2 protein-coding genes are annotated in these 1,168 nt (G+C 46.2%); both read right to left on the reverse strand.

Annotated features, from left to right (window positions below):
• Positions 1-251: ACT domain-containing protein (locus R7E78_RS24350; RefSeq protein ID WP_318058367.1), on the reverse strand; the 251-nt coding region annotated here is incomplete at its 3' end.
• Positions 252-475: 224 nt separating this feature from the next.
• The coding region (locus tag R7E78_RS24355; RefSeq protein WP_318058368.1) for a DUF3943 domain-containing protein at positions 476-1,168 on the reverse strand (693 nt) is incomplete at its 5' end.

Here is a 1,168-nt window from a genome sequence, read left to right on the forward strand (position 1 = left end):
TCTTTGTGTGAGTGAGGCTCTGAATCCACAAATTTAACTACTAGAGTCTGGCAGGCTGAAAACGCTTCTTTCACCGTGTCCGCGTTTTCTTCAGGTAACTCAACTTTTATCACCCCAGCGACTTGGTCTTCAATAAAGTTCACTTTACTGATTAACCATTTGCCTCCGTTTTCATGAGTAACAGCAGCCAGTTGTTTGATAGTCGCCGGTGATGCTTGACCGACAAAGTTAACGATAAACACAGTGTTCATGATGTCCCCTCCTGGAATAAGGTTTGGACGCAGTGCGGTGGAACGCATCGCTTAAGTTATTGGAATAAGTCCTTTTCTTCAGTGTAGGTCCTAGGAAGGGGTTATGTTTGATAGAAGTCAATTTTTCACACTAATTCGCGAAGAAAATAATCAAAACAGTGCACTAGATACAAAAAGAGCAGCCGTTTGGCTGCTCTTCATTAATGTCGTTCAATATGGTTGGCTTAGAACGTTACTTTCAGCTCTACGCCGTAAAACTGACTGTCGTAGCTTGCACCTGCGTCCATGGCAAACTTCGCAACATCTTGATTGCCGAACCAAGGTGAGGAGTTGAATTTCAATTCAGCGCTGCCGCCCCATGCGTCAGTCACCCAGTGGTGGATATGACCAACAGGGTTTAGGAAGAAGAGAGAAACGTCGCCTGCAGTTTCTGAACCTAACACTTCGCCGCCATTTGCTACGATGTCTTGCTCTGCTGTTAGCATTATTTCACCCACGACGGCACCAAAGAATGGCGTGATAAAGATGTCCTGCCAAGAAGGGACTTCTGCAAACGCTCCAACACCGTATTCCCAGAAGAAAGTAGACATGGTGGCAGAGTACAAGAATGATTCAAATTCGTTGTAACCTGCATGTCTTGCCGCCGTGTAGTAAACACCGCCAAAGTATGGGTGCATGATGTAGTTTAGGAAGTGTTCGTCACGGTCCCATACCGGGCCATCAGAAACGTTATCTTTCCATTTGCTACCTAGCTTGCTCATGTCGCGGTCTTCTTCGTCCCACTTCGTAATGCTTTCAGGAAGAAACGTCATCAAACCAACAGTAGCCACACTCAGGCCAAGAATGGTGTACGTCTGGCCCATTAGGTAATCCCAGTCCTTATCTTGAGGAACGATAAGGTGTCTAGGCTGAAGGCC

This window comes from Vibrio sp. YT-19(2023), from assembly GCF_033337395.1.